Source organism: Varibaculum cambriense (genome assembly GCF_032557235.1).
In the GTDB taxonomy this organism is placed as follows: Bacteria; Actinomycetota; Actinomycetes; order Actinomycetales; family Actinomycetaceae; genus Varibaculum; species Varibaculum cambriense_C.
Genome location: NZ_JAWGMB010000011.1, coordinates 1 through 24,664 on the forward strand (window position 1 = coordinate 1; position 24,664 = coordinate 24,664).

Here is a 24,664-nt window from a genome sequence, read left to right on the forward strand (position 1 = left end):
GATTAATGCTAACAATGGTGCAGCCTATGTAGTGGCACCGATAGCCTCTACCGCACTTTACGGACTCTCTCCGTGGCTACCAATGACATGTTGCGCAGTCCTGATAGCTGCGGCAATTTTGCTGAGTTTTTACCATCCCGAGTTCCGCAAATAATCTCTTTATGATTAGAAGCAAAAACCATAAAAATTCCTGCTAAAGCGGTGTTGACTTTAGCAGAACTATGATGTCTAGTCGCTACGAGGTTCAAACAAACTCAAACGTCTCAAAAACCCCATGCAAACACGGGGTCATTCAGCTCAATCGCTTGTAATGGTGTGTATATTCTTCTTGGGAATGACCCTGAAGCTATTGAGAACACTTGGTGCTATATAGGCAAGACAGAAAACTTTGTTGAGCGCTTACGCGATCATGACAAAAAGAAGCCGCAGTGGGAAAAGGTCGTTATTATCGCTAGCTTGCAACGATCTTTTAACGAGGGACATTGGGGCTATTTAGAAGCCCGTCTGGTTGAAATCGCTAAGAATGCTGAGCGCTGTTCTATGCCTGATAACAGGCAAACCCCTCGGGTTAGGAAGCTTTCTGAAGCGCAACGAGCATCAGCCGAGTCGTTCTTAGATAATGTGAAGCTGATTTTGCCAATCCTGGGAGTCAATGTTTTGCGTTCCCCAGAAAATACTGTGCAACTAGATAACGCTCAGATAGTTTCTTCACCTATTTTTCATCTACATAAGCAAAAAGATGGGATAGATGCCTCGATGCAGCTGATTGATGGCGAGTTTTTCCTTCTCAAGGAATCAATCGTGGTTGCTAGCTGGGAAACGAGTAAAGCCAGAAGTCAGGCAACGGTTAACTCCTATACGGCTAGCGCTAGTCGTCACCAAAAGCTAGTTAGTGATGGTTCAATCCGCATAGAAAATAAGCGGGGCGTGGTCACCCGGGATATTGCTTTTACTTCTCCTTCTGCGGCGGTTGCCATAGCGTTAGCTACTTCTGCCATTGCTAGAGCGGGTTAGGCTGGTGCGAAAATAGCTGTATGAATAAAATCGGAGCTTCGCATTTGCCTGTGTTAGGTGTAGGTCCGATATAGGTTTCGGGTATTTTTATCGTCACGATTGCAGCGAGTCTTGTCCATTTTTTAGGCTGGATCGCAAACGGAACTATCGGAAATAGTTGGGTGCATAACCTCATGATTGCGGCGGGTCTGGTTGTGATGGTAGTTGCGGTAATCGTGTGGGTTTCAGCTGTTTTTGGCTCTCACATGGTCGAAAGCGTTAAAACTGGTCAGCTTATGACTAGCGGGATATACGCTTGGGTTAGGCATCCCGTATATTCTTCCTTCCTGCTATTAAACTGCGGTCTGCTGCTCATACAAGTGAACTGGTGGCTACTAACCCTCCCGTTCATCTATTGGGTGGCGTTGACTGTTTTGATGAAACACACTGAAGAACGCTGGCTTGAAAATGAATTCGGGGATGAATACATCCAATACGCTGCCCACGTTAATCGGATTTTTCCTTGGCCGCCCCAACGCCTCACCAAACCCCGAGAGTCATAAACTGATCCGCTAGCGGGCGGTGCGGCGCAAGCGGCAAACAATGCTGCCGGCGGCCCCTAGCAAGCAAGCTAGAAGCGCGATTTGGCCAACCAAAGTCCCGGTCTGAGGCAAAGTGGAGATCTGGGTTACCTGAGTAGGCTCAGTTTTCTTCACTGGAGCAATTTTAGGGACTGGATGCACAGTGGGGTGCTTACCAGAATGCTCTGTGGGTGTAACGGAAGGCTGGTTTCCAGGTTGGTTATCAGCGCATATGTGGATTTCTTGGTCGGTCATATTCCGCGATTGACTCTCAGTTTTTTCCTTCGCGTTTGCAGTATCTAAAACCCATTCATGTTTATTGCTATCCCATTTATGAGGGGTAGTGGTGATGGTTCTACTTTGGTATACCTTTCGATCGGCACAATTTTTAGCCCCCGGGTGATTGTTATCAGCCCACTTAGAAGTATCAACTTTAGCTTCCGGTTGCTCTGGACAAGCATTAACATTGAGAATTCCTGCGGTAAATTCTAGTGAATATGCTCCGGTTACTGCGTCTTTAAGTTTTAAAGTTCCTTGCTTAATCGCAACCTGTCCCGCCGGGGTATCTGCCCCGTAGTCAGCTCTGAGAGCACCGGTGAGTAAATCTTTGCTATGAGCCGCATCCACCTGGTAATCCAAGACTGGCAGTGGTTCGCCTTGCCAAACCTGTGTCGGAGTTGCCGTTACTTTTACTATTTCATTAGGGCGAATTAGGTAGGTGGCCTTATCTACAATTTTGTCTTTAACCGAATCCAACATGACAGAAACTGTTTGCCCATCACCCGGGGTAGCGTTTAACACCGTGCCATCGTCAACATTACGAATATGGTAAGGGTCGGCTATAAACTTAAACCAGCTAGAAATATTACGCTTTAAAGCAGCGCCTTTGATCCGTACACTCGTGCGCCCCTCAGTAGCGAAAACGTCTGCGACGGTCTCTTCCTCAACCTGGCTAATATCCCAGCCAGATACGTCCAAATTTTCTATGCTGCTGGCTCCGGCAAACATATTGTGCATATTGGTAACTTTGTTGGTCTTCCACTTTGACACATCTGGTTTCGCGGCAGCTGCTGCAGTAAAGACACCTTCCATGTTGGTGACTTGGCTGGTATCCCAATTGGCGACATCCGGGGTGGCAACAGTAGCTCCGTTGAATATGTCGCTCAAGTCGGTGACTTGGCTGGTATCCCAGTTTGATACATCCGGATTAGCTACTTTCGCACCCTGGAACATTCCATTCATTCTGGTGACTTGGCTGGTATTCCACTTTGAAGTATCGGGATTAGCTGCTTTGGTGGCGCCGAACATGCCGCTCATACTGGTCACCTTGCTGGTATCCCAGTTAGAGGTATTCGGGTTCGCCAGCGTCGCCTTATAGAACATATAGCTCATCGTGGTGACTTTGCCGGTATTAATACCAGTATCCGGAAAGTCGATGCTGGCCTTGTCACAGTGGGAAAAAAGGAAGCTGGAATCTTGTGGGAAATCTATGGTGGTGCCCGGATTAGGAATAAATTATATTTCCACCGGCTGCGGTTCGGCTGGCTTGGCGTTGCCATTTGCATCTTTAACAGTTCCGCAGAATCTACTATTGGGCTCATTGTGGGTGGCCGGAGTTTCAGACATCCATTTGGCTCGATCTAGCTGACCATGGCCACTGACGGTCAGGATTTTGGCTGTCGGATCCCAGGAGGCAGTGAGGTTATCTCCTACACTGGTCGTTTCGGTATCTGCTGCATAAGCTACTGCAACTCCTAAAGAAGTTAAGAATAGGTTCGCGGCAGCAGAAATAGTGACCGCAATAAACAGGAGACGAGAAATAGTAGTTTCCCTAAAATTAGATGTATACCTCATGATTTCCCCCAAATCCTTCAGTGAATTCATCAATGCCGAATCAGAAAAATAATTGGCATTAATCTCTAGACTTTTTCCTTAAATATTGAAGTAATAGCCATTGCAACGACCTCTAACCGGAAAATACTTGCAAATAATTCCGGGTATGCTACCTAGCTATTCCGAACTATTGTGCGGATATTTTCCATCCAGAGGCCGCTTGACGCTCATCCCAAAAATCTCGGTAAATCCCCTCGCAATTTACAAGTTCATTGTGGGTACCAACCTGAGCCACTTGCCCCTGATTATCTAGAACCACAATCTGGTCAGCCCGAGTAATCGTGTGGAGTTTATGTGCGATTACCAACATGGTTGATTGGCGACGTAATACTTCGAAAGAGCGCAGCAGATTTGCTTCATTCTCGGCATCCAGAGCGCTGGTAGCTTCATCGAAGAGCACAATCGGAGCATTTTTTAAAATAGCGCGAGCAATCGAAACTCGTTGGCGTTCCCCTCCTGATAACGCGCAGCCACCTTCACCAACGTTTGTATCCCAACCATCGGGAAGGCGGCTAACAATATCGTTGACACCTGCTAGTTCTGCCGCATGTAGTAGAGCCTCTTTGCTCGCATTGGAGTTACCGATGCGGATATTTGCTTCCAAAGTGTCATCGAAAAGATAGACATCTTGGAAAACCATTGAAATCTGGCTCATTAAATCTTCAGTCGTCAGTTCTCTGACATCTCGACCTCCAACGAGTACCGCACCCGAGCTTACGTCCCAAAATCGGCAAATTAAGCGGGCAATAGTGGTTTTACCTGCCCCCGAAGAGCCAACGAGTGCGGTCATAGTGTGGGGCGCAACGGTGAAGCTGACTTTGTTGAGCACCTGTTTATCGTTCCCGTAAGCAAAATCAACCTCTCGAAGCTCAACCTGATGGGGTAGTGGTTGGGGTAGCGAAGTTTCCGGCTCAGGAAGAGGGCGCGCATCTAGTACTTCGTTAATAGTCGCCATTGTCGGTCCAACCGCCAATAACCCGGTTCGACAATCAGAAATCGTGGAAAGGTAATGAGTAATTTCTAGGCTTATCCCAATGACCGCCACCACTGCCAGGGGAGCAAGGCTTCCAGTAAAAGCAAGATGAACACTGGAAATAATCATTACCACGCAAATTGTTTGCGAGGCGATACCGCCGAGGAAATTCCCGATGCATTCTATCCATAGTCGGCGAGTGGATCTGCGGCGATTTTCTGCTAAAGCGGTGGCCATTTGGGGGTAAATCGTCTGGTCACATGCACGGAGCATAGATTGACAGGTAGAAAATTCTACAATCCGATCAGCGAGTTCAGTAGCCGCCGGGGCCGCGTAGGCGCTGGCAGCACTGTCAAGATAGGTTAGTGCCCACATCAGAATCAGGTAACAGATTAGGCATAACGCAAAAATTGACCCCAGGATGGGGTACCACCAGAGCAAACCAGCAAGCAGCGTCAGCAAAGTGACGGTGGCGGCAGACAGTTCCGTGAGCAAGTGGGCACTCAGATTGCCGAGCTCATTGACAGTAGCTGCCCCTAGACGGGACAAGCGCCCGGTAGTATCAGTGGAGAACCATCCCAGGGGCAGTTTTGCCAACTGATTCCCGACGCGGCGATGGACAGAACGCATCACCGAAAACGCGCCTTCGTAGGAGAACCGATCTCGTATGTAGATACTGATCGCTCCGATAATCGCCGTGACGAGCAGGGTTAAGATCCAGGGGTTAGCGTTATTGGCGGTTTCTTCCTGCCTGCTAGCCCAGGTATTTGCGAGCTGAATCAGCGCAAGTAAGCCTACCCCCTGCGCAATGCCGCTGATGATCCGAGCTGCCCAGCTGATACTCCTGCTGTGATTTTGAGAGTTGGCGCTGAGGCGGAAATTTGTTCGAATTATGTCGATAGCTCCCGTTGACTTAGCCATTTCAGTTTCGTCCTCCTTCCGTAAACTCAACATTGGATGCCGACCACAGGCGGCGGTAGAGTTCTATATTTTGTAGCTTCTGGTGATCACCGCAGGCCACCAGCTCTCCTTTATCAAGGAGGACGATTTGATCGACGTTCTTGACTGAATCTGGGCGGTGATCAATAACCAGAACAGTACGTCCGGCCATCAGATGGTTAATAGCTTTTTGGATTTGTGCTTCACATTCCGGATCTACCATGGCTGCTGCCTCATCCAATATGAGTATCGGCGCATCCAATAGTAAGGTTCTGGCGATGGCAATCCGCTGAGCTTGCCCTCCCGATAGCTTCAGATCTTCCCCGACGACGGTGTCATATCCTTTAGGTAGTGCCATGATTTCGTCATGAATCTGTGCCTGGCGAGCAGCGTTAATAATCTCGGCTTCATCTGCATCGTGTCGCCCGATAGAGATGTTGTCGCGAATGGAAGCCCGCAAGAGCTGCGCATCTTGCAAGACGAACCCGAGATGATGGTAGAGGTCGCTTCTACTAAGTTCTTTAAGGTTGACTCCACCGATTAGTACTGTTCCCGTATCGGGATCCAGGAAGCGGGCGGCCAATTTGGCTAGGGTGGTTTTCCCGGCTCCTGATGGCCCCATGAGAGCGGTTACTGTACCGGGCGCACAACGTAAGGAAACATTATCCAAAGCTAGCGTATGGCCATAGCTGAGCGATACATTTTTAAATTCGATGCTTGCGTCTTGGGGTAAATGCAGTGACTGATCCGGGCAGGAGAGGGGCTTTACCCCAAGAAGATCAAGAATCCTTTTGGCCGCGGCACCTGCTAACTGGTAATTCCAAGCAAGCTGGGTTATCAGGTTAATTGAGGAGGGCAGCGCGATGGCAATTAAACAACCGGCAACTACTTCTACCGGACTAACCCAATGTTTGGAGACGAACCAGGGGCCGACAATCCCAAATAAGAGAACTACCAATGGGGTAGAGGTGAGGGCGGCGGTCAGGGAAGCCGCATGCACCATTGGCCGATTCCATTCCTCCATATAGTCACAGGCTTCATTGGCGCTGTGGGCATACTTGCGGTGTGCTTTTCCGGTGATCCCAAAAGTTTTAACCACCTGGATGCCTTTTACGAATTCCACCATTGCGGAGGAAACCTGATCAAGTTTTGCATCAAGTTCTAAGGATTTATCGCTCATTCCTCGCATCATCACTGCGTAGGCAATGATGTAAATCGGCACCGTAACAATTACTAAAAGTCCGAGTCTTAAATCAATAGTGAAGGTATAACCCGCGCAAAATATGGGCACTAGGGTAGCGATCAGCGAATCTACGGGGCGGTGTGCTACTAGCACATGTAGATTCTTTACATCGTCTTGCAGTACTTTACGCACGTGTCCGGAAGTGTTATCGCTAAACCAAGTTAAAGGAGCTTGCCCCAGAAAACGGATAATCTTTTGCTGAATACTTGCGGATAGGCGATTATCTGCAATATGGGTAACCAACAAGCCCACAAAATAGGCGAACAGCCCTCCACAAAATGTTCCGATTAACACCTGTACCCAAAATATGATGACGCTTTGGTTGGGGGATACGCCATTGCCCAATGAGGTTAGGAGTTCGTTGCCGATCCCCACTAAAGCAACGAAAGGAAAAACTCGCAAAATAGCGGATATAACCGCCATCACTTGACCGACTCGCAGCGCCATTTGCACGGGAGCTAATAGTTCTCGTAATGCGGCTTTACCTTGTTTGCTGGTCAGCTTGATATTTTCCGCTGCATCTTTTTCTGATTCGCTAACTTGGTGATCATTCACTGTGCTTCCTCTTTCAATGTTTCTCTTGGTCGGGCGCGGTAAGTTGCACGTTTATTTCACTATCGAGAGGCTGGAGCAACAGCTGATAATCGGCAACTTCATTGATGAACTCCAAGTCGTGACTAATAATCAGGATCGCTTTGTCCTTTGCGGCTAGTGAGCGAATCTGAGAACTGATCGATAGTAGGTGCTGGTAATCAACCCCCGAGGTGGGTTCATCGAATACGTAAAGCTCTGCCTGGCTCGCCAGGGCATTGGCAATAACGAGACGCTGTTTTTGTCCTCCGGAAAGAGTCATTGGGTGCCGTTCAGATAATCCTTGCAACCCCAGATCACCTAGAAGCGCCTGCACCTGCTCTTTACTAAGATTGTCATTTCCTAGTACGACCTCTGCCGCTACCGTTTCAGCAAATAGTTGCCGGTTTACATCTTGCATTACTAGCACGCTGCGTTTTTGTCTGTCTGCCGCTCGGCAGGATTTGCCGCTAAAACTAATAACGCTGCCTCCTTCCGGGTGAGCTAACCCGATGAGGGTGCGCGCAAGAGTAGTTTTGCCTGCTCCGTTCGGGCCGACTAGCGCAACTACTTTTCCCTTCGGTAAACATAGGGAAGGAATATTGAGGACGCGGTGTTTGCCGTAACTGAACCTTAAATTTTTTGCGGTGATACCGTCCGCCTGCTGATCAGGAGTGGTGTTAACGCACATTTCCGGTTTTTCCAGGGTACGCAACCCTAACTCTTTACGCTGTTTAGAAGACAAACTAAAAAACTTATCCGCAGTATACAAATGCTGGATTCGTCCTTTATCCATGATCGCGACTTGATCTGCGAGACCCTTTAGAGGGTAAACGCGGTGCTCGGCTACTACCAGGGTCCAGCCCGCGATTTTTAATCTTTGTAAGACTTCGCTGAATGCGGAGATTGCTTCAGGGGAAAGATTAGAGGTGGGCTCGTCTAAAAGCAGGATTTGCTGCGGTCCGGCAACTGCTGCTGCGCAAGCAACCAGCTGCAATTCACCTCCGGAAAGCTTACGTAACTCGTTGCCTAGCAGACGCTGAATGCCCCAGGCGTTTACAGCTTCCGCGATCCGGTTAGCAGTTGTTTTGGGAGTATCTCCGGCATTTTCGCTCGCGAATGCTAACTCTTCTAGTACATTTGCCGTAAAAAACTGGGAACGGGGATTTTGAAAAACTGTCCCGGCGGCACGCCCTAATTCTTGGATATCTGTTTGCACGGTATCGAGACCAGCAAGGGTAGTGCGTCCGCTGAGATTACCCTTATAAAGTTCGGGTATTAAACCGTTCAGAAGTTTTAAGAGGGTCGACTTGCCTGCTCCGGAAGGACCGGTGATTAAGGTACAGGATCCTGTAGGGAAATCGAGGTTGATATCGCTGACTGCGCTTACGTGAGCTGATGAGGTTTCTTCGTCCGGGTTGAACTGGTAATCGAAGGAGACCTGGTCGATTAAGGTGCTCATTTGAATCCACCCGAGAGTATAGCTAGATGGTCTGAGTAGGGGATGAGAGCAATCAGGGCGATTAGCGTCAGTATCCAGAGGGCATCCAGTCGGCTGAATCGCAGCTGTTTCAAAGTACTTGGGTAAATAGTGGACCCTAAACCGCGCACCATGCCGGCGGCGGTCATTTCATCAGCGGTTCGGGCGCAGGATGCCAGTAAGGGAACTAAAACCATTTCTAGAAAATGGAGGGGATGTAAGAGGGCGCGCCATCCCATTTGTAATCCCCGCAGGGACATTGCTTCTCTTACTGCGCGGTATTCCCGAAATACTGTCGGTATGAATCGTAGTAGCACTACCAGGGGAACGGTTACAGCTATCGGTATGCGTAAGCTGCGAAGACCGGCTACGAGTTCTCCGGGGACGATAGTTTTAATCGCGTAACCTGCCAGACCGCCAACAGTGCAAATCCTTATCATCCAGTAGCCTAAAACCATTAGGAACGCGGTGAGGGCGCTTGGCCAGATTCTGGGGAAAAGATAGATACAAGCGACCCAGGTTCCTTCCACGGCGAGGAAACCTAGCGCCCATGAATAGCAGTGTGACAATAGTAAAGCCAAGAGCGCAATACCGGCTACCAGGAAAGTGATCACTATGGGTAGTCGCGACATTACCAGGGCATTTAATACGAATATAACCAGTATTACGGTGCGCGGATCTGGCCGGGAATGCCGTTGGTTAGCTGCTAAGATTTCAGCGCTGGTGACCTGATCTTGGTGATAGCTTGCTGCTGATCCGGGGGCGCTAGTTTGGCATTGAAGGCTCATTACTTTGCGATGCCAGCTTTACGGAAGTGCCGCGCCATTAGAGAATTTCCGAAGACTCCGCCGATAAGCCCGAGAATGAAAATTCCCACGCCCCAGGCCACAATCATCCATGGTGACAAGAACCAGCGTAATGAATCTGCATAGGCAGTCCCCATAGAGTCAGCAATATATTTGTAGTAGCCCTGAGCGTCAATGAATACCGGGAACCAGGGCACCACGTACCATACGGACATGACGGCGTATCCTAGGACCCGAAAAACCGCTGATTTTTTAGCGAAGAGGAAGTCTGCGGCTAGTCCCAGCAAAGGTGTAAGTAGGGCAGTAACCCAGGGGTGCCCGGTAATTACCATTAAAATCCCGACTAATAGTCCCATTAATGCCAAGGCGCCAATCTTCGGTACCCGCGACTTAAATAGCATGATTACGGCGCCGTTAGCGATAAGACCTAAGGCATAGCCCACAAACATCATTGCTGGATTAATGATGCCTAGCATTCCAGTGCCGAAAACTAGCACAAAATAAATTGCGGTAAAAACGCCAATGTTGATGAAGTCGCGTGTTTTCATGCGATATATCCCTTCTAATATTTAATTAGGTAAGCCTTGCCTAACAAAAGAGTAGCGTGAGTGCCCCCTATTTGGTCAAGTAATGTCGGAGTAATCTAGCCGACACATAGGCGGGAGAAAAGGGAGAGCTAAGAAACTAACTAGCCTACAGAGGGCTCTCCTATTAGCGGATTTGCTAGCCCATACTGCAGCGTCCCAGGTTTTGTTCCTATTTATTCCAGGCAGGACTTAAATCCAGGTTTGCTTCAAAAGTTTCGGGTATCCTAAATTTAATGTTCTACTACACGAAATTTTAGGAGTAATAAATATGGATAACATTGCCAAGATCCTCAGCGATGCCGGGCTGGAAAATCCCGCAGTAGCTGAGTATGTAGCGCACTGGGCCGGAATTACCGAACCCGCTGCCATCGAAGTCATTTCCGCAAAGGATGACGACCGACTCATCGCCGAAGGCCTAGCCACCGGTGAAATCGCACCTGCGGGTGATGGACTCTACTACTCCCGCTCCTACTACAAGGACACGGCGCGCAGCGAGGAACGCACCGTCGTCGCCACCCACAATCCGCAAGAAGCCGGAATTTACAACAACTGGCACGACGCCACGGAAGTAACTGCCCGGCAGTTGGAAAGCATGAAGGGCGCCTCCCGGAGTAAAACAATGTACGTGGTGCCCTACCTGATGGCACCGCCGAAATCGCCGCTAGAAAAGTGGGCTCGCGGAGTGGAACTTACCGACAACCTCACCGTGGTTCTTCACATGATCCGCATGGCCCGGGTTGGCGTAGAACACCTGAACAATTTGGAAAATCCGGCAGAATTCGTGCGCGCAGTGCACGTTACTGGCGACCTGAAGAACTTGGGGCAGGGCACCGATAAGGATAAGCGCCTGTTTGCCACGGTAGCCGACGAACGCACAATTTTGCACTTCGGTTCCTCCTACGGCGGCAACGCGCTGCTCGGCAAGATCGCCCACGGTCTGCGCCAAGCTTCTTACGACGGCTGGGCCTCCGGGGAATTCCTTTCCGAACAGTTCATGCTGATCGGGATTAAGGATAAGCTCAAGGATCACACCTACTACGTGTGCGGTGGTTTCCCCTCAGCTTCCGGTAAAACCAACCTCGCCATGATGCTAGCCCCGGACGCCTTGGGTGACCGCTACGAAGTTTACTTCTACGGCGATGACATCGTGTGGCTGCACGTTGGCGAAGACGGCAAGATTTACGGCATGAACCCCGAATACGGCGCATTCGGTGTGGCAAAGGACACCAACTGGAAGTCTAATCCCACCGCCATGGACGCCATCAAAGAAGGCTCTAAGACGCTCTTCACCAACGTCGCTTACAACCCCGAAACCCAAGAGCTGTGGTGGGAAGGTAAGACCCCGGACTACCCCGAAGACGTTACTGGCTGGCGGGATTGGAAGGGCGAAAAGATTTCCGACCGCCCGGCCGATCGACAGCGCTGCGAGGCCAAGGGAGACGAGTGGGCACATCCCAATTCCCGCTTCACCACATCTTTGGCTAACGTGCCCAACGTGGCTCCCGATTACGAAGAACCGCAAGGGGTGCCAATTGACGCCATCATCTTTGGCGGGCGAGTAAAGGACCGGGAGCCGCTTATCCGGGCAATCACCGACCTAGCCGAGGGCGTATACGACGGTTTGACCCTGGGCGCCCAAGCCACTTTCGCGGCTGAAGGCAAGGAGGGCGTGCTGCGTTACGATCCGATGTCGATGCGCCCCTTCATGTCCTACCCCGAAGGGGACTACGCGACCCACTGGTTGAAAATAATTGGCTCCGCGAAGGAACAGCCCATTTTTGCGCACGTGAACTGGTTCCAGCGCGATCCGGAAGACGGACACTTCTGCTGGCCTGGCTACCGCGACAACCTGCGAGCGCTGCTTTGGCTGCTAGACGTTAAGGAAGGGCGCGCTGAGGGCGTGCAAACACCGGTAGGTATTTTGCCGAAGAAGGAAGAGTTGAATCTGGATGGTTTCGAAGGTGACGACGCCGATCTGGATAAGCTTCTTTCCATCGACACCGATCTGTGGAAGAAGGAGATGGGCTACCGCCGCGAACACCTTGCACAGTTCAAGAATCTACCTGAGCAGATCTGGGCCGCGCACGAGCGCATAGAGCAGGCGTTTAACGCTTAATTGGTCTCTTGGTTTTGCGCTAGTGACGGGTGGATTTTCTCTAGGCGGGTTAATTCCAGCGGGTAGCTATGGCTCCTGTTGGGATTAACCCGCCACTTTGGGTATTAACCCCGATCTTGTTGCTTCTATCAACCTCGTGGTGGAAGATTGACTGACGGGTATCTCCCGGGTTAGCGCGGTAATGACCCCCCTAGACCGGAAAAGAAATAAGAAGAGAGCCTAGCAGCGCTTGCGTCCGCTAGACACCCTCTAAGACATGATGGGAGACCTTGTTCCCACCTTCTGCACCTTCTACTTTACCGCAGCACTCGTAGTAGATTTGAGATCCCAAAATCTCCTGCAAGATTACGCGATAGAGATGAGCGTCCTATGCATCGCGCTACGTTCGGTAACCGGAAGCCCAGAAGAAGTCGGCTCAAATATAAACGGATAGGACGAGTTCATCTGGTGGTTTTTAACGTCGCTTGGTTTGGGGCGTAGCCAGTTTCCAAGCCCCATGGTTTTTCCCTTCTGGACATGAAAAAATGAGTGCATGCAAAGGTGGAAAAGACGCGGCACTTGGGCACGACTTGGCGGGCTTTTCGCGTGCTATCTTTTACTGCCTGCTCTTACTAGAGCCGCCATCGGAGTATTCAGCGCCCCTGATTCAGGCATGATGCTGTTTATCTTGATGCTGTTCATAGTGTTTCCGCTAATCACCGTGACGTTAGCCGTCTGGGACGGAATCACGGAGGGCTTCACAGTTTTATGGATAGTGATGCCGATACTGTTTTTCATGGTGCCCATGCTGATCTTTTTCAACGAATCTGCGCAGATCTACGGGGTCGCTTATTCATTGATAGCAGTGACAGCTAACAAGATTGGCAGCTTGTTTTACTCAAAACCTCACAGCACCAACAGTCCCCGCGAATCATAAACCGCACCACTACTTCGGTTATCGCCACTGCAATAGGGTCTATAGGGTCTGCGGAGGCAGTTAGGCCGGTTATTGCTAGTGTCCGCGGTGGGGTAGGGCAACTACGGGCGGGGAGCGAGGCGGGCAAACTTTTCTACCTGTTTCGCGCCGCCGTAAATCTGTACTTGGTCGCCCTCGGAAAGTTCTACTTCCCCCAGCACCGGTTGCCACTGGTTTTCCCGCAGTACCGCCACGATCTTTACCCCGTGCCGGTTCCAAAGATCGACCTCATCGAGGGGACCCGATGCCGACTTGGGAAGAATAGTTCTAACCATGGCGGTGCCGGAAGACAGTTCTACGTAGTCCAGGTTTACCCCGCGTACCAAGTGTGCAACCCTGCGCCCCATCGCGACCTCGGGGTAAACGATATGAGGCACCCCAATCTGTTCCAAGATGCGTCCGTGGGCGGTTCCGGAGGACTTTGCCCACAGGTTCTTAACCCCCATATCGGTGAGCAGGGAGCAAGTGAGGATAGAGGCCTCTACGTGGGGGCCGCCAATCCCGACTACAACGCCATCACAATCAGCGACGCCGAGTTCAGTAATGGAAGCAATATCGGTGGCGTCCGTTTGCGCCACCTGGCTCAAGATGCCGTTATTGCGGTTCACTACCGTCTCGTTTAAATCGATACCGATAACCACGGCGTAGTCGGACATGAGTTCGCGGGCGACGGCGCTGCCAAAGCGTCCTAATCCCAGAACCGCATAAGTAGGTTTCGAGAAATTAACCAATGATCGGCCTTTCTGTGGGGAAGGAAATCTTAGAGGCACTAGGTGCGAAAGCGAGTGCGGTAGCAACCGTAATCGGACCTAGCCGCCCAATAATCATTAAAGCTATAAGTATTAACTGCGAAGGATCGTTAAGTAGCGGCGTTATTCCCGTAGATAGACCCACGGTACCAAAAGCGGAGAACACTTCAAATAGGGTTTGCGACAAGTTGAAGTGGGTTAAGAACATGATCGAAATGGTGGAAGTAACCACCAAGATAAATCCCAGCACCACCACCGCGACTGCTTGATGGACGACCTCGGAAGAAATGCTTTTTCCAAACACCACTGCTTGGTTGCGCCCGCGGATAACGGCAGCGACAATGGCCAGGAGGGCAAACATGGTGGTGATTTTGATACCCCCGGCAGTTCCGGCCGGTCCAGCGCCGATAAACATAAAAGTGTCCATCGCAAACAAGGTGGACTCATGCATTTGTCCAATATCTATCGAGTTAAAACCGGTGGTGCGGGTTTGGACTGCTTGAAATAATCCGGCCAGGATCGCGTCCGCGGTGGGGAGTTTGCCCAAAGTTTTCGGGTTATGCCACTCGAAAGCGGTAACCAGTAGGGAAGAAAATACTAGGAGGCCGCCGGTGCCAGCTATCATCATCCGAGTGTGCAGTGACCAGCGGTAAGGCTTGAATAGGCTGGTGCGCAGTTGGAAGAGGACGGGGAATCCTAAACCTCCGATAATGATCGCAATGATCAGGGGCAGACACACCCCCCAATCGCCCACAAAGGAAGACATATTGTCCGAATAGAGGGCGAAGCCGGCATTATTAAAGGCCGAAACTGCGTGAAATACCCCATGCCAGAGGGCGCGCGGCAGCGAATACCCTAGGGACAGGAAACGAATCGTCAGGGGAATAGCGGTTAGTAGCTCAATCAAGAGGGAAGTTCCCAGTACCCGGCGCAACAGCACGCCCAACCTGCCGGTGACGCTGCGCCGCTCGGCCGCTGAAGCCAGCTTGGCGCTATGGCTTTCTCGGCGGATTACTGCTTGGGCGAGCACCGCCGCAAAGCTCATCACCCCGAAGCCGCCTACCTGTATTAATAGTAAAATTACGACCTTGCCGAAATCCGTCCAATAGGTGGCGGTGTCAACAATCGTCAAACCGGTAACACAGAGGGCAGAGGTGGCGGTAAATAAGGCCGGAAGTAGCGGTAGACCCCCGACATGCACCGTGGATAACGGCAGCATTAGTAGGCAGGTTCCTATCAGCAGGGCGATGAGGAACCCGGATAATATCACTGCCGCATAGTTAAAATAATGCCGCTGTGTTTTGGACACGAACTGGATCATACGCAGCATTGCTCCCTCCTGCAAGTGCGCGATTCTCCCCGAATACAGGTGGCTGTTTTTCCATGTCAAATAGGTAATAGCAGCTATTAATTTTGCAGTATTTTTCTGGTGGGTTTGTTCTCTCCTTCCAGGCAAGTATTATTGTGATTTTTTACGCTGCATTATTTTCGGTATCTCCAGCGCGATATTCTGACAACAGGTCGAAATACTGCTACCGCAAGTGGGGAATATGAACAGAAAAGCCGCGAACCTTTCTCTGATCGGTGTGATCCTGGCACTAATCTTAGGGATGGCGTATTTATCGCCTTTAGCGCAGGCGGCAGGTGACGAGGACGAAGATACAGCCGCCCTCTATGCAACTATCTATACCCGGGCTAAGTGCACCGACTTAGAGATTCAAGAAGGCACCGGCTGGTTTGCTGACTCCTACGAGATTGAGGCCGCTGACGTTACCTCGGACAAAACCCTAGAAAATGGGTTGCGCAAATGCGAGATTGAGTTCGGCCTAGAGGCCGCGGATTACCCCCTCGGCAAGGAAATTACTTTTTCGGTGAAGAAAGGTTTTTCGCAGATAGGGGAGGCACAAAAAGTAAAGGTTGCGGCCGGCTCCGATGGCACCCCGGAAATGCGGATGACCTTTAAAGAAAAAATCTCGGCGCGCTACGACGTTACTATGGTCGATGAAGCCGGGAAATCCCTTCCGGGCACCGCGCAATCCTTTGAACTCCCGCTATACAACTCGGTTAGCCAGAAAAATGAGACTGTTACGGTCAGGAAAGATTCTGCTGGTCACGGTTTCCTAAAAGCGCTCGCCTACGATGACAGCGGCAAGTTCGCCCCGAGCTCTCCGGTGCCGTCAACGCAGGCAGACTTGCCGAGCATCACCTTGAAAGACGGCGGGCAGAAAACGCCATATTCGGTGCAAAAAGTACTGGCCATGGGCGAGGGATTCCAGCTGGTATTAAAACCGCTGAAGCTGGTGGATAAGACCTATCACGTGACTATTAAGCGTCCCCTGGAGGTGCTGGGGGAGAGTGACACCTGGAAGTTTAATATCGGGGGTAAGTCGGATCCCCAGGCAGAAAAACAGCTAACGCTCCCTACTGCCAGCGGAGATTACTCTTTCGATATTCAAGCGACCGGGGTGCCGGAGGGCGCGAAGCTTTCTTTGCCCAGCTTGCCAAAGGCTTATATGTATTACGGAATTGCCGGGCAAAAATTCGATCCGGCGACTAATACCTTGACCGTTACTCTGGGAAAACAGGTGTATATCCTGGCTTCTAATATCGAAAGCGTCAAGTATGACTCTTTTGCTACTGCCTATGCGAAACCCGGGTTTACCCTGGGGCTGTATAACCAGCAAGGAAAGCTGATCGCAAAATCTACTGCTACTAAAACCGCCTACGATTATCCGGCAAGTTTGTTTAAGGCAGTAACTCCGGGGGAGTATACGGTGCGGATTGAGGACGCGGCGCCAGCGTTCAAGAAAGACTACGACCTGTCATTACAGTACGGAGTTCGCCTGGCAGAAAATGGGCGGCTCACTATGAGGATGCTCCAGTCGAACAGCAATCATGAAGAAGTGTGAGCTAATCCCTATGGCGCTACCGATGAGCGATTTAAGGATAACGCGAGCTCGCGCGCATATATTGGTTACAAGACCCCGCTGCTACTGCTGATACCGAAGAAACCGGTTTTTGATAAGGTTATCGACCAGGCGAAATACCCGATTGGGGAGGACGCGAAAAAAGCCTACGCCAGCAGGGGAGACTTAATCGATTACCAGATTAACGCGAAGATTCCGGGAGATCACCGCCTGGTGGTTAAGTATGGCAAGTATGTAGACATGGGCTTTAAGGACACGGCCACGGTAATTGATAAGCTAGATGAACGCCTGGAACTGGTTCCGGATTCCTTAAAAGTCATGGAGGACGGGGACTTAACCACGGACTTTGAGGCCCGCTATAACCCGGACACCCGGGAGATTAGGCTGCTGGACAAGGCAAGGACCCAGGTAGCAGAATTCGATTTTCTTAAAGCGATTAAGATTCCTGAGGCGCGAAATCTCTCGATTAAGTTTCAAGTAAAGCTGAAAAAACTAGGCAAGAAACCTATTTATAACCGGATTCCTGATTCAGAAACCGAGATTATCCCCTACCTGGATTTGCTGGTTAAGAAACACTGGGAGGGCGGACTTGAACTGCTTAAAGATTTCGATATGCGTGATTATATCGATAACTTCCAAGTGGAAACCTGGCAGGGAAACAACAAAATAGCGACCGAGTCGGTGCGAAAGTATCTGAAAGCCGACAGTTTCCGACAAGGCGAGGGCAAAGACTTTCAATTCGCCCTCGAGAAACTCCCTAAATATACGCTCGCAGATGTGGAGAAGAAACCGGAAGAGCGAGTGGCGCTTACCTATAAGGTGACAGAGAATTTGCCGGCAGAACTTGCGGGTAAGTTCGAGGTCAGCCAAGTTGCCCAAGCCGAGCAAAATGATGGGGTTAACCTGGTGTCCTTCACCAATACTTTTATTCCGCCCACGCCACCGCCGACACCACCTTCCACGCCGCCGGTAACTCCGCCGGTGACTCCACCTGCAACCCCTCCGGTAACCCCACCAGGGACTCCGCCTGCGACACCTCCGGTGCCGGAGGAAATAGTTCATACCGGCAGTAGTTCTGCTGCTCTGTTGGGGATTTGTGCCCTGGGGGTAGCGCTGGGAGCGACAATTATCCTGCGCCGCCGCTACCGCTAAGCTGAGAGCTCCTCCTCAATCTAAGTGGGAGCTATTGCGGTAAGCAAAGCTCTTAGGGGATGCGTATCGCTATCTCTGGGAGTTCTGCGGATCCATGGCTGCCCAATTCAAACAGATAGGTAACGCGGTACCGGTAAACTTGGGTTACCACGTAGGCAGGTGCGTGCTGGCAGCTTTAGGTGAAATTCCTCTAGAGGACACTATGGAGGTAGTAGCGCCTCTTTCGCTGACGCCAGAAAAAGCTAGCAGCAGTGAGCAGGGCGTACTCCTATAGGTTGTTTTACCTGGCATAACCGCGAAATTTGTGCTATTACCTGAAAATGTCAGGTGGATTCCAACTCGAGCCGGGGAATAATGCCGCCGGGCTACCGGCAAGGTCTAAAGCTTGACCTTGCCGGCGCTCGATTGCTTTGTTAGCGCTGGATTACCCGCTGGCGAATGTCTTGCAGCTGCTTAGCTTGGGGCTCATCGCTGGCCAAACCGAACGGCATTTGCGCATCTAGCACCCAGGTTTCGGGCAGGTCGAACATTTGCTTGACCTCATGGTCAACCACCGGATTGTAGTGTTGCAGGGAAGCTCCAATTCCTGCTTCCCGGAGCGCTACCCATAGCGAAAATTGCAGCATTCCTAAGGATTGCGCCGCCCAATGCGGGAACTTGTCAGCATAAGTAGGGAACTTGCCCGCCATTTCTTCGGTGACTTCCTGGTCATAAAAGTAGAGGATAGTGCCGTAACCAGCCCGGAAAGAATCAATCTTTTCCCGCGGAATTTTCCTCTCGAAAACCTCAAAAACCCGATTCCAGAGGGCGTCTTGATTTTCACCGGTAACTACCAGTAGCCGCTGCGATTGCATATTGAAAGCATCTGGAACCTGCGCGGTTACCTCATCAATCAGATCGAGCAACTGCTGGTGGCTGAGGGGAATCTCCCGGTTCAGTTGGTAGCGGGAGCGGCGATTGCGCAAAAGTTCCAAGGTCTTCATAGCGATTCCTTCCATCTATTTCCTTTTGATCCTCTCTAAGAATTTCTACGGCCGCCAGCAGCGACAGCAGAATTTAGCTCCCGGCGCATAAACGCTTATCCAGCAGTTTTTATTATCGACAGTCAAAAAGGAATAACCGATACTTGCTTGCTATGAAAAACCATAAGCTAGCGCCTGTGAATACGGTGTGGAGGTGGGGCGGAATCTTTAAGAGAGTTATATATTCTTGAATGCGACAGACGTGAGTTTTAATAGCGACCGAGGATAATCGAAACTGTAAGCGGTTAGCAGAAATAGCTGAAACTTGAGGCAGAAGCCGTAACTAAGTTCAGCCAGCTTTAGGGGGTAGGAAATGAGGACATATGAGTCAGGAGCTGAGCTAGCTGCGGAGATTGCTAAGCGCGCTAATCTGTTTATCGGTGAATTCACCGAGGTTCCTGCGGGTAGTTGGGATTTGTTAGTCGAGGGGGTAGATCGCACTCCCCGCCAGATGCTTGCTTACCAATTGGGGTGGATGGAGCTTTTACTGGGATGGGAACGCGATGAACAAGCCGGTATCGAGGTGGTTACTCCCTCTCCCGGTTACAAATGGAATAAATTGGGCGGCCTTTATGAGTCTTTTTATAAGCGTTGGGGGCAGGTTGAAACCGCAGAGCTGATTGACCACTTCAAAGCGCTGCTAGCTGAAGTTATTGAACTGGTAAATACTCTCAGTGCAACCGAACTGTTCGCGCCTGATCAGCGAGCATGGGCATCGTCTACCCCCTCGGCCTGGCCGGTGTGGAAATGGATACATATCAACACGGTTGCCCCGTTTACTACCTTTCGCACCAAAATCAGGAAATGGAAGAAACTGACTGCTCGCTATCCAGCAACAAAGCATTAGCTAAATCGGTAATAGAACTGGAAGCATGTACCACCGAAGAGAATAAATCGCGTTTACGCTGTTGAAGTTGAGAAACCTTTTCTTCAATAGTTCCTGCCGCAACCAAGCGATAAACATTGACTGGGCGCTCTTGCCCGATGCGGTGGGCGCGATCGATTGCCTGCTCTTCCACCGCCGGATTCCACCACGGATCCATCACAAACACATAGTCGGCGGCAGTCAAAGTAAGCCCCGTGCCACCTGCTCGCAGCGAAATCAAGAATGCTTGTGCGTCTCCCTCGGAAAACTCCTTAACTACCTGGTCGCGTCTCCTAGTAGACCCATCCAGATAAACGGTTTTGATTCCCGCCTCCTCCAAAGCTTCTTTAATTAGCTTTAAATAGGACGTGAACTGCGAAAATACTAGGGCTTTATGGCCGGGTATTGCTTGCAGTTGTTCCACCAGAGCGTTGGTTTTCGCGCTGGTGATCTCGGCGCGTCCACCTACTAGCCGCAGGTCTAAGCTGGCGCGCCGCAGCGCGGTCAGTGCTGCCAAAATCGACATTCGATCCCCGGATTGCAGCATGCCGCTAACCTGGTGGCGCGCCTGGGTTTCCAGTTCCCGATAGGCGACGCTATGCCCCGGTTCTAAGTCAACCCGCAACACCTGTTCAATCTTGGGAGGTAAATCTGGCGCTACCTCTGCTTTAGTGCGCCGCAACATATAGGGAGCCACCAGCGAACGCACCTGGCTGAGCCCGCGTAGCTGCAAGGCAGCAAACTGTTCTCGTGAAAGCAAAGTGCCCGGTTGCGCCAAAGATAAAATCGCATGCAAATCCGCTAACGAATTCTCTAGGGGAGTGCCGGTAGCACAAATCGTCCACTCGCGGCGCATATCGGCGAGGACGCGCCAGGCTTGGGTACGCGGATTCTTCACCAGCTGCGCCTCGTCACAAATCACCCCTTGCCACTGAGGCTCTAAGAAAGCCTCCGCATGGCGGCGCAGCAACCCATAGGAGGTAACCACTAAATCTGCCCCATCGAAACCTTCCTCAATCTCGGTGCCGCTACGCAGTGCCCGCACCTTAATCTCGGGGTAAAAACGTTGCGCCTGGGATTCCCAAACATTAATTACCGAAGTTGGCGCCACTACCAGCACTGGATTCGAGGTGGGTAAGGATTTAATCGCCGCGAGAATCTGCAGAGTTTTCCCTAGCCCCATTTCGTCAGCGAGCACCGCTCCGGGGCCAATAGATAGTTGTGCCAGTAACCAGGACACGCCCGTGCGTTGATATTCGCGCAGCTTAGCGGCGTGAGGCGGGGCAATCGGTGGCAACTTTAGTTTGCGTTTCTTCCAGGCTTCTAAGCCGCGCACCTGCGCCTGCGTTCCCTCCAGAATCTGGGAGAGGCTAATAATCGCCGGATGAATGCCACGCCGATTAAGGCCGGCGCGCTCACTAAGCAGCGTCAGATGATCCAGATCGGCTTCACTTAGATAAGTATCGGCATCGATCAGCCCGCCCCGCTCGCGAATCTGGGAAATCTCGGAGGATGTAAAATCGCGGTCTCCTAAACGCAGCCGCACCTGCGGGGTAAACCAGCCGTAAGTATTGGGGGCTAAATCCACGATGATTTCCCCGCCCCTTTGCGAAAATGAACGGGGAATCCCGCGGCGATTAACCTCTAAATCTTGACCCTCAAAAACGGTTTCCAACTCATCTAACAGCTGGTTAATGCGGTGAGCGGGGCAAGAAAGGAAACTATCGAAAGTGAAAACTCCTTCTTGACGGCGCAACCACTTCGTCACCTGGGTTTTCAGCTGCGCAATCTGGTCAGGCGGGGCGCTGGTTTCAATCTTTTCACCCTCAAGCTCACGCATGGCGCGCAAGTGAATCCGGTAAAGGTCCTCTGCCCGGGAAGTTCCCACTTCCAGCAAGTAGCGATATTTGGGGAACTCAAAACTGTTATCTAAAGAATAGACCGGGAAACTTTCGCTAAGGCGCGGAAAATCTTGTAACAAGAAATCTGCTAAATCTGCTTGCGGCACCCGCGCCGGTTTCGCCCCCAACACCCGGTTGAGCGCTCCGAAACGATCATCCCAGAAGGCGAAACAGCCCAGCTCCGCGCTGGCCACCAGTTCTAGACCGGCCGCCACACAAGTAGCAGCCACTGTGCGCCCCGCCGGATCTTTACCGGCAGAAAAATCAATCCCGAAGCGCAGCGCCACGTCGCCGGTAGCACAAATATCCAGGAAAGGACGCGCCAGAATCGGAGAGAAACGCAGTGCAGTGAGGGGCTCGGTGCCGAGGGCAAAAGAAAATCCGGCGCGTGCCAAAGAGCGAATAGCGGGGGATACCTGCCCTACCTCCTCGGAAGATAGTCGCTGAGGAGCTTTTTCCAATAGCCCGGCCACCTGTCGCAAGCAGCTGAGCTGCGTCCTATCTAAACCGGCAGAAACTGACTCCCATTTAGTTTGGCAAAGATCGCGCCAACTGGCACGATTGCGGGTCCAATTACCGGAAACTTCCCGGCGTAGAGGATGGAAACTGCCATCCAATTCGACACAAATTCCCAGGTCAGTGCCAGGAGTTATTTCAGGATGCGGGGAGGTAAACATCGCGGAAATCAGGCGTCGCCACGTAGGTTCCTGTTCATTATTACTCACGCGTTCCTCCTTGGCTCATCCTTTCTACTTTAGCAAGGAGGCTAGACTGGGCTCTATGAAGATTGTGCGATTTCGGATTGATGACCACCCTATTTACGGAGCTCTCGAGGACGGAAGCGAGCGGATCGTTGCCTTAAAAGGTGACCCGTTATTCCAGAAGGCGGAACCTTCTGGGCAGCTTTACAACTTAGAGGAGGCACGGCTGCTATCTCCGGTGATTCCCCGCTCGAAGGCAGTTAGCTGCTGCACGAATCTGCCGGGATCAGCGGCGGGTGTGGGGCAGTGGCCGCAGGTGGCGATCAAACCCAATACGGCGGTGATTGGACCAGATGACCCCATCGCCATTCCTGCTTGGGGAGGCGGCACGGCGCGCGCCTTCGTGGGGATCGCAGCGGTCGCCAAGACTATTTGTAAAAACGTGACCCCGGAGCAGGTGGGGTCGGTGATCGCTGGGTGGACTATCGGGGTAGACTTTGCGAGCGGCGGGGAAGATATCAGTTTCTCTCAGTCCAAGGCTTGGGACACTTCTGCCGCAATCGGTCCGTGGATTGTAGTTGACCCTGGTTTTAATCCCGATAACGTCACCATTAGCGCTAGCGTTTCCGGGCAGGAGATTGCCTCCATTAGCAGCGCCGACTTGCCGCTGAAAGCCGCTGAGACTTTCGCGAAGGTAAGTTCCATGATGACCCTGCTACCCGGGGACGTAGTGATCGTAGGAGGAATCGAGCTGCCGCAGCCCTTAAGTGCTGGTGAGCGCCTAACAAGCGCCATCACCGGGGTAGGACAGATGGAAAATATGGTGGTTAGCGCCAACCGCTAACCCATTTACACCACCTGCTGTGCAGCAACCCTAATCATTTTCTGCTTCTCGCAGCGCGCTAGCTATCCTCCGGGTCATCTCCAAGAACAAGTAGCGGGGACTCGCGGCGTTAAGCCGCAATAAACCAGGGTAGCCGGTACCCAGGATCTCGCCCCCATTTACCCCTACTCGCGCTTTCTCCTCCGCGATTTTTACCGGGTTTTCGCCATAGTTACTCGCGTCCCATAGTGACAGATAGGTGCCTTCCACTTCCGGGATTTGCAGTCGAGGGGCAATCTGCAGCGCCAAATCCCGGGAGCAGGCGAGGTTTTCGCGAATATAAGCTTTGATTTCTTGCAGCCAAGCGCCACCCTCTTGATAAGCGGCGCGGGCAGCCAGTGCCCCTAGGGGAGTCGCGCCCACCGCTAGCTGGGTTGCTAACCTTGACTCTTCAAATTGATCGCGTAGCGGCGAGGGCGGCAAAATCATTTGCGCGCAATGGAGTCCCGCCAGATTCCAGCCTTTAGAGGCCGCGTGCGCAGTCACGGTGATCTGGGAAAACTCCGGATCCAGGCTGGCAAAAGGAATGTGGCGAGCCTTATCGGTCAGCACTAGGGGAGCATGGATTTCATCCGCAAACACCGTTACTTGATGGGCAAGTGCCAGCTGCCCTACTTTTCTCAGCTCGGCTTCGCTGAGGACTCTCCCGGTGGGGTTCCACGGGTTGCAAAGCACCAGCAACTTAGCTTTTTCCTGGCTAAGGGCTCTATCGAGCGCCGCAAAATCAAGCTCCCAACGTCCCTGATAATAGCGACTTTTAACTTCGATTAAATCGCGTCCCTGCTGAGCGGGGATAGTCAAAAACGGCATATAGGCCGGAGTGGGAACCACCACCGCTTCCCCGGGGTTAGTCATCAGTTGGATTTGGGCACGCAGAATTGAAAGCACATCGGAGGAAATAAACACATCCTCGGCGCTAACCTGCCACCCATAGGATGCAGCGAGAAAACGCCCGGTTTCTCGCTGGAGATCATTTGCCAGTCGCGGCGGCATATAGCCAAAGAAACCGTCATCGATAGCGCGGTGCAGGCAGCGTGCAACCGCAGGCGCGGTTCCAAAATCCATTTCTGCCACCCAGGCTCCCCATAAGGGCTCGCCCTCCAAGGTTTTTCCCGTCCATTTTAAGGATCCTCTACGGCGTAGTTCTTGCAGGGATAAGTGGTCAAAATCTTGCATGTATCCACCCTACGCCTCTAGAAAAGTCAGGGCGCGCGCAAATACTGTTTGCAGATGGTGCCCGAAAAGAAGGGGAGAGGAGAAAGACGAGCCCCGATAATCCCCCAGGTTCGAGAATCAGGCGGGCCGCGAAGTAGAATCAAGGGGAACTA

Annotated in this window: 21 protein-coding genes; 9 read left to right on the top strand and 12 right to left on the bottom strand. The window is 51.7% G+C overall.

Annotation, left to right across the window (positions count from 1 at the left end):
* Positions 1–456 precede the first annotated feature (456 nt).
* Together E6072_RS07985 and E6072_RS07990 are read left to right on the top strand one after the other, a co-directional pair.
* On the top strand, positions 457–1,014 hold the full coding sequence (locus tag E6072_RS07985; protein WP_238128279.1) for a DUF4357 domain-containing protein: 558 nt from the start codon (positions 457–459) through the stop codon (positions 1,012–1,014).
* A gap of 161 nt (positions 1,015–1,175) precedes the next feature.
* Entirely contained in the window at positions 1,176–1,556 is a 381-nt protein-coding gene (locus tag E6072_RS07990; RefSeq protein WP_024058991.1) for an isoprenylcysteine carboxylmethyltransferase family protein, read from the top strand.
* A gap of 9 nt (positions 1,557–1,565) precedes the next feature.
* Here the strand turns inward: E6072_RS07990 and E6072_RS07995 are convergent, their stop codons facing one another.
* The 7 genes from E6072_RS07995 to E6072_RS08025 all read right to left on the bottom strand — a co-directional run bounded on the left by E6072_RS07995 (position 1,566) and on the right by E6072_RS08025 (position 10,026).
* The gene (locus tag E6072_RS07995; protein WP_316694999.1) at positions 1,566–3,086 is read right to left on the bottom strand and encodes a BspA family leucine-rich repeat surface protein; all 1,521 of its coding nucleotides are present in this window, start codon (positions 3,084–3,086) and stop codon (positions 1,566–1,568) included.
* Between the two features lie 3 nt (positions 3,087–3,089).
* Positions 3,090–3,428: a hypothetical protein gene (locus E6072_RS08000; RefSeq protein WP_038109034.1), complete on the bottom strand. Its 339-nt coding sequence runs from the start codon at positions 3,426–3,428 to the stop codon at positions 3,090–3,092.
* Between the two features lie 166 nt (positions 3,429–3,594).
* On the bottom strand, positions 3,595–5,361 hold the full coding sequence (locus E6072_RS08005; RefSeq protein ID WP_024058987.1) for an ABC transporter ATP-binding protein: 1,767 nt from the start codon (positions 5,359–5,361) through the stop codon (positions 3,595–3,597).
* 1 nt (position 5,362) lies between these two features.
* Positions 5,363–7,177, bottom strand: a complete 1,815-nt coding sequence (locus tag E6072_RS08010; protein ID WP_024058986.1) for an ABC transporter ATP-binding protein — start codon at positions 7,175–7,177, stop codon at positions 5,363–5,365.
* Positions 7,178–7,190: 13 nt separating this feature from the next.
* Positions 7,191–8,654, bottom strand: a complete 1,464-nt coding sequence (locus E6072_RS08015) for an ABC transporter ATP-binding protein (RefSeq protein ID WP_316694963.1) — start codon at positions 8,652–8,654, stop codon at positions 7,191–7,193.
* The gene (locus tag E6072_RS08020; RefSeq protein ID WP_024058984.1) at positions 8,651–9,460 is read right to left on the bottom strand and encodes an energy-coupling factor transporter transmembrane component T; all 810 of its coding nucleotides are present in this window, start codon (positions 9,458–9,460) and stop codon (positions 8,651–8,653) included. The genes E6072_RS08015 and E6072_RS08020 overlap by 4 nt, the downstream gene beginning before the upstream one ends.
* Entirely contained in the window at positions 9,460–10,026 is a 567-nt protein-coding gene (locus tag E6072_RS08025; RefSeq protein WP_024058983.1) for an MptD family putative ECF transporter S component, read from the bottom strand. The genes E6072_RS08020 and E6072_RS08025 overlap by 1 nt, the downstream gene beginning before the upstream one ends.
* A gap of 307 nt (positions 10,027–10,333) precedes the next feature.
* Between E6072_RS08025 and E6072_RS08030 the strand changes: the two genes are divergently transcribed.
* Positions 10,334–12,181 (top strand): phosphoenolpyruvate carboxykinase (GTP), encoded by a 1,848-nt coding sequence (locus tag E6072_RS08030; RefSeq protein WP_024058982.1) that lies wholly within the window; start codon positions 10,334–10,336, stop codon positions 12,179–12,181.
* A 532-nt stretch (positions 12,182–12,713) separates the two neighbouring features.
* On the top strand, positions 12,714–13,097 hold the full coding sequence (locus E6072_RS08035) for a hypothetical protein (protein WP_038109029.1): 384 nt from the start codon (positions 12,714–12,716) through the stop codon (positions 13,095–13,097).
* 101 nt (positions 13,098–13,198) lie between these two features.
* Here the strand turns inward: E6072_RS08035 and E6072_RS08040 are convergent, their stop codons facing one another.
* Complete coding sequence (locus E6072_RS08040; RefSeq protein ID WP_316694965.1) at positions 13,199–13,867, bottom strand: TrkA family potassium uptake protein; 669 nt, start codon at positions 13,865–13,867, stop codon at positions 13,199–13,201.
* Positions 13,860–15,215: a potassium transporter TrkG gene (locus tag E6072_RS08045; protein ID WP_316694966.1), complete on the bottom strand. Its 1,356-nt coding sequence runs from the start codon at positions 15,213–15,215 to the stop codon at positions 13,860–13,862. The genes E6072_RS08040 and E6072_RS08045 overlap by 8 nt, the downstream gene beginning before the upstream one ends.
* A gap of 220 nt (positions 15,216–15,435) precedes the next feature.
* Between E6072_RS08045 and E6072_RS08050 the strand changes: the two genes are divergently transcribed.
* From E6072_RS08050 to E6072_RS08060, 3 genes are all read left to right on the top strand, one after another.
* Positions 15,436–16,794, top strand: a complete 1,359-nt coding sequence (locus E6072_RS08050; RefSeq protein ID WP_316694967.1) for a hypothetical protein — start codon at positions 15,436–15,438, stop codon at positions 16,792–16,794.
* Positions 16,795–16,884: 90 nt separating this feature from the next.
* Positions 16,885–17,964: an isopeptide-forming domain-containing fimbrial protein gene (locus E6072_RS08055; protein WP_316695001.1), complete on the top strand. Its 1,080-nt coding sequence runs from the start codon at positions 16,885–16,887 to the stop codon at positions 17,962–17,964.
* Between the two features lie 94 nt (positions 17,965–18,058).
* On the top strand, positions 18,059–18,238 hold the full coding sequence (locus tag E6072_RS08060) for a hypothetical protein (RefSeq protein ID WP_316694970.1): 180 nt from the start codon (positions 18,059–18,061) through the stop codon (positions 18,236–18,238).
* 139 nt (positions 18,239–18,377) lie between these two features.
* On the opposite strand, the gene E6072_RS08065 is transcribed toward E6072_RS08060, so the two are convergent.
* Positions 18,378–18,962: a nitroreductase family protein gene (locus tag E6072_RS08065; RefSeq protein WP_316694971.1), complete on the bottom strand. Its 585-nt coding sequence runs from the start codon at positions 18,960–18,962 to the stop codon at positions 18,378–18,380.
* A gap of 337 nt (positions 18,963–19,299) precedes the next feature.
* Here E6072_RS08065 and E6072_RS08070 point away from each other — a divergent pair, with 337 nt between their 5' ends.
* Positions 19,300–19,833: a ClbS/DfsB family four-helix bundle protein gene (locus tag E6072_RS08070; RefSeq protein WP_316694973.1), complete on the top strand. Its 534-nt coding sequence runs from the start codon at positions 19,300–19,302 to the stop codon at positions 19,831–19,833.
* Here the strand turns inward: E6072_RS08070 and E6072_RS08075 are convergent.
* The gene (locus E6072_RS08075; protein ID WP_399335705.1) at positions 19,784–21,691 is read right to left on the bottom strand and encodes a DEAD/DEAH box helicase; all 1,908 of its coding nucleotides are present in this window, start codon (positions 21,689–21,691) and stop codon (positions 19,784–19,786) included. The two genes, E6072_RS08070 and E6072_RS08075, sit on opposite strands and share 50 nt — an antisense overlap.
* An 841-nt stretch (positions 21,692–22,532) precedes the next feature.
* Here E6072_RS08075 and E6072_RS08080 point away from each other — a divergent pair.
* Positions 22,533–23,297, top strand: a complete 765-nt coding sequence (locus E6072_RS08080) for a fumarylacetoacetate hydrolase family protein (RefSeq protein ID WP_316075868.1) — start codon at positions 22,533–22,535, stop codon at positions 23,295–23,297.
* Positions 23,298–23,327: 30 nt separating this feature from the next.
* On the opposite strand, the gene E6072_RS08085 is transcribed toward E6072_RS08080, so the two are convergent.
* Positions 23,328–24,512, bottom strand: coding sequence for an aminotransferase class I/II-fold pyridoxal phosphate-dependent enzyme (locus E6072_RS08085; protein ID WP_316075866.1), 1,185 nt, complete (start codon positions 24,510–24,512; stop codon positions 23,328–23,330).
* Positions 24,513–24,664: the final 152 nt, after the last annotated feature.

Bases quoted from the DNA above. Each gene is read 5' to 3' on its own strand.
- E6072_RS08000 (WP_038109034.1), bottom strand. From the start codon at position 3,428: ATGAGGTATACATCTAATTTTAGGGAAACTACTATTTCTCGTCTCCTG.
- E6072_RS08005 (WP_024058987.1), bottom strand. From the start codon at position 5,361: ATGGCTAAGTCAACGGGAGCTATCGACATAATTCGAACAAATTTCCGC.
- E6072_RS08015 (WP_316694963.1), bottom strand. From the start codon at position 8,654: ATGAGCACCTTAATCGACCAGGTCTCCTTCGATTACCAGTTCAACCCG.
- E6072_RS08020 (WP_024058984.1), bottom strand. From the start codon at position 9,460: ATGAGCCTTCAATGCCAAACTAGCGCCCCCGGATCAGCAGCAAGCTAT.
- E6072_RS08025 (WP_024058983.1), bottom strand. From the start codon at position 10,026: ATGAAAACACGCGACTTCATCAACATTGGCGTTTTTACCGCAATTTAT.
- E6072_RS08030 (WP_024058982.1), top strand. From the start codon at position 10,334: ATGGATAACATTGCCAAGATCCTCAGCGATGCCGGGCTGGAAAATCCC.
- E6072_RS08035 (WP_038109029.1), top strand. From the start codon at position 12,714: ATGCAAAGGTGGAAAAGACGCGGCACTTGGGCACGACTTGGCGGGCTT.
- E6072_RS08045 (WP_316694966.1), bottom strand. From the start codon at position 15,215: ATGCTGCGTATGATCCAGTTCGTGTCCAAAACACAGCGGCATTATTTT.
- E6072_RS08050 (WP_316694967.1), top strand. From the start codon at position 15,436: ATGAACAGAAAAGCCGCGAACCTTTCTCTGATCGGTGTGATCCTGGCA.
- E6072_RS08060 (WP_316694970.1), top strand. From the start codon at position 18,059: ATGGCTGCCCAATTCAAACAGATAGGTAACGCGGTACCGGTAAACTTG.
- E6072_RS08065 (WP_316694971.1), bottom strand. From the start codon at position 18,962: ATGGAAGGAATCGCTATGAAGACCTTGGAACTTTTGCGCAATCGCCGC.
- E6072_RS08070 (WP_316694973.1), top strand. From the start codon at position 19,300: ATGAGGACATATGAGTCAGGAGCTGAGCTAGCTGCGGAGATTGCTAAG.
- E6072_RS08075 (WP_399335705.1), bottom strand. From the start codon at position 21,691: ATGCGTGAGCTTGAGGGTGAAAAGATTGAAACCAGCGCCCCGCCTGAC.
- E6072_RS08080 (WP_316075868.1), top strand. From the start codon at position 22,533: ATGAAGATTGTGCGATTTCGGATTGATGACCACCCTATTTACGGAGCT.
- E6072_RS08085 (WP_316075866.1), bottom strand. From the start codon at position 24,512: ATGCAAGATTTTGACCACTTATCCCTGCAAGAACTACGCCGTAGAGGA.